This window comes from Thermodesulfobacteriota bacterium (assembly GCA_040755095.1).
Classification (GTDB): Bacteria; Desulfobacterota; Desulfobulbia; order Desulfobulbales; family JBFMBH01; genus JBFMBH01.
In genome coordinates, this window is the sequence record JBFMBH010000134.1 from 1 (window position 1) to 7,968 (window position 7,968).

The following is a 7,968-nucleotide window of genomic DNA, read 5'->3' on the forward strand; positions in this document are numbered from 1 at the left end:
CTCGATGACGTTCTCCAGCTCCCGCACGTTGCCTGGCCAGGGGTGGCTGACCAGAAGCTCCAGGGCCTCCCGGGACAGGGTGACGTGCCGGTGGTTCCGCTGGTTGCTGCGGGCCAGAAAATGCTCGATGAGCAGCGGGATGTCCTGCCGCCGCTCCCGCAGAGGCGGCAGGATCACCGGCACCACGTGCAGCCGGTAGTAGAGATCCCCCCGGAACCGCCCCTCCGCTGCTGCCTGATGGAGATCCTGGTTGGTGGCCGCGATGATGCGCACGTCCACCTCGATGGTGCGCGTGCCGCCCAGACGCTCGAACTGCCGCTCCTGGAGCACCCTGAGGAGCTTGGCCTGCAGGGCCAACGGCAGCTCCCCCACCTCGTCGAGAAACAGGGTGCCGCCGTCGGCCAGCTCGAAGCGGCCCTTCTTGGGCGCCACCGCGCCGGTGAAGGCCCCCTTCTCGTGGCCCAGGAGCTCACTTTCCAGGAGGGTCTCCGGCAAGGCCGCGCAGTTGACCTTGATGAAAGGCCCGTGGCGGCGGGGGCTGCCGGTGTGGATGGCCCGGGCCACCAGCTCCTTGCCGGTACCGGACTCGCCGAGGATGAGCACCGTGGCGGCGCTGGCCGCCACCTTGGCGATGGTGCGGAACACCTCCTCCATGATCTTGCTCTGGCCGATGATGCGGCTGCCCTGGAAACGGTCGGCCAGCTCGGCCTTCAAGGTGGCGTTCTCCTCCACCAGCCGCTCGTGGCGGGAGCTGATCGCCTGATGGAGGTTCAGGAACTGGGCGATGAGGGTGGCCACCACGGTCAGGAAGCGGATGTCTTCGGAGAACGAGACCTCGGCGCCGAAGAGGCGATCCACGGTCAGGACCCCCACCGGCTCCTGGCGCAGGAGCACCGGCACGCCGAGAAAGGAGATCTCGCCCTTGGGCAGCAGGGTACGGGCGCCGGTCCGGTTCAGGAACAGGGGCTCCCGGGAGATGTCCGGCACCACGAAAGGCTCGGCGGTGCGGAAGACCTTGCCGATAACCCCCTCGTCCAGGCCGTAGACGCCCCGGCTGGCCTCCTGATCGGTGAGGCCATGGCTGGCCCGGATGGCGAGCCGGCGGCCGCCCTCCTCCAGCAGCACCAGGGTGGCCCGCTCCATGCGCAGGGTGTCGTGGAGGATCCCCAGAATGGCGGCCAGGGCCCGCTCCAGATCCAGGGCCGAGCCGATGAGCTGGGCGATCTCGTAGAGGGCTTTGAGCTCCAGCTGTTCGGTTCCGGTTCGGCTTGGCATCGCTCCTCCTGTGGTCGGACTGCCCTGACCCCTGCCCTGGCAAAAAGCAATTGCCGTGCCCGGCATCCGTCCCCCTCCTTCTGCCGAAAATGGCGCCAAGGCTCCCCCTTTGTCGCCTTCCCCACCAGGACCTCCCTGGGCCCGGACCCCATACCGCCGCCGCCCATACAATTTTCTTCAACAATACCCATCAGATAAGGGAAAAGCTTCGCGCGGGCCCGGCAGGCTGGCATCGGCCTTGCGATAACGATCCGGTCAAGTCCAACCAGCTGCCCCGAGCAGCACATCACATTATCGTTAAGGAGGTTGACAGATGCGTAAGGTAGCCATCTACGGCAAGGGCGGGATTGGCAAGTCGACGACCACACAGAACACCGTGGCCGGGCTGGTGGAGATGGGCAAGAAGGTCATGGTGGTCGGCTGCGACCCCAAGGCCGACTCCACCCGGCTGCTCCTGGGCGGCCTCGCCCAGAAGTCGGTGCTGGACACCCTCCGGGAGGAGGGGGAGGACGTGGAGCTGGATGACATCCGGAAGGTCGGCTTCGGTGGCACCCTCTGCGTGGAGTCCGGTGGCCCGGAGCCCGGGGTCGGCTGCGCCGGCCGGGGCATCATCACCAGCATCAACATGCTCGAATCCCTGGGCGCCTACGAGGAGAAGGTGGGGCTCGATTATGCCTTCTACGACGTCCTGGGGGACGTGGTCTGCGGCGGCTTTGCCATGCCGATCCGGGACGGCAAGGCGGAGGAGATCTACATCGTCTGCTCCGGCGAGATGATGGCCATGTACGCCGCCAACAACATCTGCAAGGGCATCATGAAGTTCGCCACCTCAGGCACCGTGCGCCTGGGCGGCCTCATCTGCAACTCCCGCAAGGTGGACAACGAAAAGGAGATGATCGAGAACCTGGCCAAGGAGCTCGGCACCCAGCTCATCTACTTCGTGCCCCGGGACAACGACGTGCAGAAGGCGGAGATCAACCGCAAGACCGTGATCGAGTGGAATCCCGGGGCGTCCCAGGCCGACCACTACCGGGGCCTGGCCAAGGCCATCGACGGCAACGACATGTTCGTGGTGCCCAAGCCCCTGCCCATCGAGAGGCTGGAAAAGCTGCTCATGGATTACGGCCTGATGGACTGAAAACCGAGGCATCCCCTTTATCCAGCCCACCGCGGCCTGCGGGGCCGCCCCAAGGAGACTACCCATGCTCATCATGATTCGAGCCATTGTCAGACCCGAGAAAGCGGACAAGGTCCTCGCCTCCCTCATGGACGCCGGCTTTCCGGCGGTCACCAAGTACGCCGTGGCCGGCCGCGGCAAGCAGCGCGGCATCAAGATCGGCGAGGTGATCTACGACGAGATCCCCAAGGTCATGCTCATGAGCGTTATCAACGAGGCCGACCGGGACTTCTTCGTCGACACCGTCATGCGGGCCGCGCGCTCCGGCGACAAGGGCGCCTTCGGCGACGGCAAGATCTTCGTCTCGCCGGTGGAGGAGTCCTACACCATCAGCTCCGGCGTCAAGGAGACCATGTACGCCGCCGAGGGGGTGCCAGCATGAAAGAGGTCATGGCCATTGTGCGCATCAATATGATGAACCAGACCAAGCAGGCCCTGACCGACGCCGGCATCGACGCCTTCTTCGCCCATGAAGCCCAGGGCCGCGGCAAGGGGTTTGCCAACCCCCAGGTGCTGCAGGGCGCCCGGGAGGGCTACGAGGAGGCCGCGGCGCTCCTGGGCGCCAAGGGCCAGCTTTACCCCAAGCGGCTGGTGACGGCAGTGGTGGCCGACGACCAGGTGGCCCAGGTGGTGCAGGCGCTCATCAAGGCGAACCAGACCGGCAAGCCCGGCGACGGCAAGATCTTCGTGCTGCCGATGGCCGATGCGGTGCGCGTCCGGACCGGCGAGACCGGCCAGAAGGCCATCGCCTGACACCTGCCACAGACACGCGGCCCATGGACGCCATGGACGTCGATGGACAGGATGGACGAGATGGACCGCCTGCTCTCGTCCATCCCGTCCATCAGGTCCATCCCGTCCATCAGGTCCATCCCGTCCAACCCCAAGGAGGCCAGAGCATGGCAACCCCTATGAGCCAGCCCGCAAGCCCTGCCGACGTCAAGGCAGAGCTTCTCAAGCGCTATCCCGCCAAGGTGGCGCGCAAGCGCGCCAAGCAGATCCTCATCAACGAGGCCCAGGAGAACGAGACCCCGGAGATCCTGGCCAATGTCCGCACCATCCCGGGCATCATCACCATGCGCGGCTGCACCTACGCCGGCTGCAAGGGCGTGGTGCTGGGGCCATCCCGGGACATCGTCAACATCACCCACGGCCCCATCGGCTGCGGCTTCTACTCCTGGCTCACCCGCCGCAACCAGACCGATGCCGGCCCGGACGGCGAGAACTACATGACCTACTGCTTCTCCACGGACATGCAGGACTCGGACATCATCTTCGGCGGCGAAAAGAAGCTGGCCGCCGCCATCCAGGAGGCCTACGACCTCTTCCACCCCAAGGCCATCGCCGTCTTCGCCACCTGCCCGGTGGGGCTGATCGGCGATGACATCCACACCGTGGCCAAGCGCATGAAGGAGAAGTTCGGCGACTGCAACGTCTTTGCCTTTTCCTGCGAGGGCTACAAGGGGGTGTCCCAGTCCGCCGGACACCATATCGCCAACAACCAGCTCTTCCGGCACATCGTGGGGGTCAACGACGCGCCCAAGGAAGGTCGGTTCAAGATCAACCTGCTGGGCGAGTACAACATCGGCGGTGACGGCTTCGAGATCGACCGGATTCTCAAGAAGTGCGGCATTACCTGCCTGGCCACCTTTTCCGGCAACTCCACCTACGACCAGTTCGCCTCCTCCCACCAGGCGGACCTCAATGCGGTCATGTGCCACCGCTCCATCAACTACGTGGCCGACATGCTGGAGACCAGGTTCGGCATCCCCTGGATCAAGGTAAATTTCATCGGCGCCCAGGCCACCGCCAAGTCCTTGCGCAAGATCGCCCAGTACTTCGGGGACCAGGAGCTTCTCGCGCGGGTGGAGGCGGTGATAGCCGAGGAGATGCCGGCGGTGGAGAAGGTGCAGGCCGAGGTCCTGCCCCGCACCAGCGGCAAGACCGCCATGCTCTTTGTGGGCGGCTCCCGGGCCCACCACTACCAGGAGCTCTTTGCCGAGATGGGCATGAAGACCATCTCGGCCGGCTACGAGTTTGCCCACCGGGACGACTACGAGGGCCGGCAGGTCCTGCCGCACCTGGAGGTGGACGCCGACAGCCGCAACATCGAGGAGATCGAGGTCACTGCCGACCCCGGCCGCTTCCAGCCCCGCAAGAAGCCCGAGGAGGTGCAGGCCCTGGAGGCGGCCGGTTACCGGTTCAAGCACTACGACGGCATGATCCCGGAGATGGACCGGGGCACCCTGGTCGTCGATGACCTCAACCAGTACGAGGCCGAGAAGCTGGTCCAGATCCTGAAGCCGGACATCTTCTGCGCCGGCATCAAGGAGAAGTACTCCATCCAGAAGCTGGGCGTGCCCATGAAGCAGCTGCACAGCTACGACTCCGGCGGCCCCTACGCCGGCTTTGCCGGCGCCATCAACTTCTACCGGGAGATCGACCGCCTGGTGAACAGCAAGGTCTGGGGGTACATGCAGGCCCCCTGGCAGAAAAACCCCCAGCTGTCGGCCACCTTCGGCTGGGAGTGACACAGCTTCCGCCACGCGGGCTCACCATAACCGTTACGAGGTACCCTCATGCTCCTGCGACATACCCCCAAGGAAATGACGGAGCGGCAGGCCCTGACCATCAACCCGGCCAAGACCTGCCAGCCCATCGGCGCCATGTACGCGGCCCTGGGCATCCACGGCTGCCTGCCCCACAGCCACGGCTCCCAGGGCTGCTGCGCCTACCACCGCAGCACGCTCACCCGGCACTACAAGGAGCCCATCGCCGCAGCCACCAGCTCGTTCACCGAGGGCGCCTCGGTGTTCGGCGGCCAGGCGAACCTGCTCCAGGCCATCCACAACATCTTCACGGTCTACGAGCCGGAGGTCATCGCCGTCCATACCACCTGCCTGTCCGAGACCATCGGCGACGACCTCAAGCAGATCAAGCGCAAGGCCGAGGAAGAGGGCAAGATCCCCAAGGGCAAGCACGTCATCGGCGCCAACACCCCCAGCTATGTCGGCTCGCACGTGAGCGGCTTTGCCAGCATGACCAAGGCCATGGCCATGTGCGCCCAGCGCACCGGCAAGAAGAACGGCCGGGTGAACATCATCCCCGGCTGGGTGGAGCCGGCCGACATGGAGGAGCTCAAGCGCCTCACCGATCTCATGGGGGTGAAGACCATCCTCTTTCCCGACACCTCCGGGGTCCTGAACGGCCCGCTGTCCGGCGAGTACCAGATGTTCCCCCAGGGCGGCGTCACCATGGCGGAGCTTATGGCCTGCGGCGACTCCACCGGCACCCTCGCCCTGGGCGAATGGTGCTCGGCCGACGCCGCCCGCTGGCTGGATGCCAACTGCAAGGTGCCCTGCAAGGTCCTGGAGATGCCCTTCGGGCTGGCCGCCACCGACCGCTTCATCGACGCCCTGCGCACCGTGGCCGGCGTCGCCGTGCCGGAGGCCATCATCCACGAGCGCGGCCAGCTGGTGGACCTCATCTCCGACATGCACCAGTACCTTTTCCACAAGAAGGTGGCCCTGGTGGGCGACCCGGACCAGCTCATCGCCATGACCGAATTCCTGGTCAGCCTGGACCTGTGGCCGGTGCACGTGGTGACCGGCACGCCGGGCGCCAAGTTCGAGGCCCGGATCCGGGAGCTTACCCGGGAGGTGCCCTGCCCGGTGAACGTCCGGGCGGGCGGCGACATGTTCCTCTTGCACCAGTGGATCAAGAACGAGCCGGTGGATCTTCTTGTCGGCAACACCTACTGCAAATACATCGCCCGGGACGAGGACATCCCGTACCTGCGCTGGGGCTTTCCGATCCTGGACCGCCAGGGCCATCAGTACTTCCCCACCGTGGCCTACAAGGGGGCGCTGCGGCTCTTGGAGAAGATCCTCGGCGTGCTCATGGACCGCCAGGACCGGGACGCGCCGGAGCAGTCCTTCGAGCTGGTGATGTGAAGCGGCAACCCATTTTGCAAGGAGCACGCCATGGCCATACCGAAACGACAGATCCTCGTCTGCCAGAGCTTCCGCGCCAAGGGCGGGGACGCCAAAGGCAAGTGCCACAAGCAGACCGACGGCTTTCTCCAGCATCTGGAGGAGGAGATCCTGGACCGGGGCCTCGATTGCCTGGTCACCGCCACCACCTGCCTGAAGCAATGCGACGCCGGGCCGGTGATGGTGGTCCATCCGGACAACTGGTGGTTCCGAGGCGTGACCAGCACCGGGGCCATCGATGCCATCCTCGATGGCCTTGAGGACGGTCGCCCTGCTGCCGACTATCTGATGCCCTGAAAAGAGGCGGCGTCCAGCCGCCGATGATGCCCGGAGGGCCGGCCACCGCCGCAAAGAGGGTAGCCGGCCCTTTGGTGCTGGGAGGCGCGAGCATGGAGGAAACGAGCGGGAAGCGGCTGCCGGATTGGCACCGCTATGTTCGGGACGGCGAGGCCTACCTGGGCACCGCCTTGCAAGGTGCGGCGAAGCGGCCCGGGGTCTTCACCCCGGAGATCCTGCTGGGCCTCACCGCCATGGCCATCGAGAAGCTCATCATGGGCCTTCTCATGCGCCACGGCCAGCTGGCAGAAAACCACACCATGGCCGACCTGGCCGCCGCCCTGGAGCACCTCCTGGGCCCGCTGCCGGCGCTGGTCGGGGAGCTGCTCTTTCTGGACTCCTTCCAGGACCTCTGCCCGCTCACCCCATTTGAGCGCCGGGAGCCCAGCGCCGACGATCTGGCCCGGATTCTCGCCACTGGCTGCCAGGTGCAGGCTTTGGTCACGAAGACGCTGGCAGGATGCGCCGGCGCGGCCGCCTGATCCCGGAAGGGCCTGTGGTGGACGTGCGGAGGCGTGGATGGCCCTGGCGCAACCGCCGGCCTTTCAGGCGCATTCCGCCGGATTGGCGCAGATGCCGTGCAGGAAGACCTTGCTGATGTGGTGGGCAGCCTCTTCCAGGCTGTAGTGGGGGGAGGGCAGCAGCACCCAGAGGCGGGACATCTCGTCCAGGGCGCCGAAGAAGGCGCGCTTGACGATCCCGGGCATGACGTCCGCCCGGAACACCCCTTGCGCCTGCCCCTTGTGGATGATCTCCGAGATGATGTCCACGTACTCCACGAACTTCTTGTTGCGGTATTCGATGATGAACTTGTTGCTCTGCCGGAGCTCCATCTGGATGACCTCGGCGAGGTCCTTCTTCTCCCGCATGAGCACCAGGTGGTTCATGGCGAAGATCTGCAGCATCCGCCGGGGATCGTCCTCGTTTTCCAGGGCCCGCTTGGTCTGAGCGATGATCTTGCCCATCTCCTGCTCGAAGATGGAAATGAGGATGTCGTACTTGTTGTTGAAATACAGATAGATAGTCCCGTCGGCCACCTTGGCTTCCTTGGCCACTTCCGAGATCTTGGCGTTGAAAAACCCCTTGCGGGCGAAGACCTTGATGGCGGCCTGCAGGATCTTGGTGTGCTTGTCAGAGACCTTCATCGGCTTTCCGGGCGGGGGGTGGGGCGCGGAGAGACACACCGGG

Annotated in this window: 9 protein-coding genes; 7 read left to right on the forward strand and 2 right to left on the reverse strand. The window is 65.5% G+C overall.

Annotated features, from left to right (window positions below; all coding sequences use genetic code 11):
• The coding region (locus AB1634_16155; protein ID MEW6221047.1) for a sigma 54-interacting transcriptional regulator at positions 1-1,275 on the reverse strand (1,275 nt) is incomplete at its 3' end.
• A 313-nt stretch (positions 1,276-1,588) separates the two neighbouring features.
• On the opposite strand from AB1634_16155, the gene nifH reads away from it, so the two are divergent.
• The 7 genes from nifH to AB1634_16190 all read left to right on the forward strand — a co-directional run bounded on the left by nifH (position 1,589) and on the right by AB1634_16190 (position 7,262).
• Entirely contained in the window at positions 1,589-2,413 is an 825-nt protein-coding gene (nifH, locus tag AB1634_16160; protein MEW6221048.1) for a nitrogenase iron protein, read from the forward strand.
• A gap of 64 nt (positions 2,414-2,477) precedes the next feature.
• Complete coding sequence (locus tag AB1634_16165) at positions 2,478-2,834, forward strand: P-II family nitrogen regulator (GenBank protein ID MEW6221049.1); 357 nt, start codon at positions 2,478-2,480, stop codon at positions 2,832-2,834.
• Entirely contained in the window at positions 2,831-3,205 is a 375-nt protein-coding gene (locus AB1634_16170) for a P-II family nitrogen regulator (GenBank protein ID MEW6221050.1), read from the forward strand. The genes AB1634_16165 and AB1634_16170 overlap by 4 nt, the downstream gene beginning before the upstream one ends.
• A gap of 146 nt (positions 3,206-3,351) precedes the next feature.
• Positions 3,352-4,983: a nitrogenase molybdenum-iron protein alpha chain gene (gene nifD / locus AB1634_16175; protein MEW6221051.1), complete on the forward strand. Its 1,632-nt coding sequence runs from the start codon at positions 3,352-3,354 to the stop codon at positions 4,981-4,983.
• A gap of 48 nt (positions 4,984-5,031) precedes the next feature.
• Positions 5,032-6,405: a nitrogenase component 1 gene (locus AB1634_16180; GenBank protein MEW6221052.1), complete on the forward strand. Its 1,374-nt coding sequence runs from the start codon at positions 5,032-5,034 to the stop codon at positions 6,403-6,405.
• Positions 6,406-6,435: 30 nt separating this feature from the next.
• A complete protein-coding gene (locus AB1634_16185; GenBank protein ID MEW6221053.1) occupies positions 6,436-6,741 on the forward strand; it encodes a (2Fe-2S) ferredoxin domain-containing protein in 306 nt (101 codons plus the stop codon).
• Positions 6,742-6,833: 92 nt separating this feature from the next.
• Positions 6,834-7,262, forward strand: coding sequence for a hypothetical protein (locus tag AB1634_16190; GenBank protein MEW6221054.1), 429 nt, complete (start codon positions 6,834-6,836; stop codon positions 7,260-7,262).
• 63 nt (positions 7,263-7,325) lie between these two features.
• Here AB1634_16190 and AB1634_16195 read toward each other — a convergent pair whose 3' ends face one another.
• A complete protein-coding gene (locus tag AB1634_16195; GenBank protein ID MEW6221055.1) occupies positions 7,326-7,925 on the reverse strand; it encodes a TetR/AcrR family transcriptional regulator in 600 nt (199 codons plus the stop codon).
• Positions 7,926-7,968 lie beyond the last annotated feature (43 nt).

Coding starts and splice junctions, on each gene's coding strand:
- AB1634_16180 (MEW6221052.1), top strand. CDS start 5,032: ATGCTCCTGCGACATACCCCCAAGGAAATGACGGAGCGGCAGGCCCTG.
- nifD (MEW6221051.1), top strand. CDS start 3,352: ATGGCAACCCCTATGAGCCAGCCCGCAAGCCCTGCCGACGTCAAGGCA.
- AB1634_16190 (MEW6221054.1), top strand. CDS start 6,834: ATGGAGGAAACGAGCGGGAAGCGGCTGCCGGATTGGCACCGCTATGTT.
- nifH (MEW6221048.1), top strand. CDS start 1,589: ATGCGTAAGGTAGCCATCTACGGCAAGGGCGGGATTGGCAAGTCGACG.
- AB1634_16170 (MEW6221050.1), top strand. CDS start 2,831: ATGAAAGAGGTCATGGCCATTGTGCGCATCAATATGATGAACCAGACC.
- AB1634_16185 (MEW6221053.1), top strand. CDS start 6,436: ATGGCCATACCGAAACGACAGATCCTCGTCTGCCAGAGCTTCCGCGCC.
- AB1634_16195 (MEW6221055.1), bottom strand. CDS start 7,925: ATGAAGGTCTCTGACAAGCACACCAAGATCCTGCAGGCCGCCATCAAG.
- AB1634_16165 (MEW6221049.1), top strand. CDS start 2,478: ATGCTCATCATGATTCGAGCCATTGTCAGACCCGAGAAAGCGGACAAG.